General features: G+C 59.6%; 1 protein-coding gene. It reads left to right on the top strand.

The window, feature by feature from the left end; translation table 11 throughout:
* Positions 1–18: 18 nt before the first annotated feature.
* The coding region (locus R0J92_RS27575) for a flagellar hook-basal body complex protein FliE (RefSeq protein WP_411054020.1) at positions 19–228 on the top strand (210 nt) is incomplete at its 3' end.

Here is a 228-nt window from a genome sequence, read left to right on the forward strand (position 1 = left end):
CTTGGAAATCGGAGCAACATGATGTCAATCGACGCGATCAACGCACTGAGTACGGCAGCAGGGCCGGCCGAAACGCAGGCCGCACGCACCCTTCCACGAAGCGATTTTTCCGCTGCCATCGACCGGGGCGTGCACACCGTGGATGTGACATTGAAGAATGCCGATCAGTTGGTGCGGGCAATGGCCGCTGGCCAAGACGTGGCCACGCATGACGTGATGATGTCACTG

The sequence above is a fragment of the Tritonibacter sp. SIMBA_163 genome (genome assembly GCF_046535935.1).
Classification (GTDB): Bacteria; Pseudomonadota; Alphaproteobacteria; order Rhodobacterales; family Rhodobacteraceae; genus Epibacterium; species Epibacterium scottomollicae.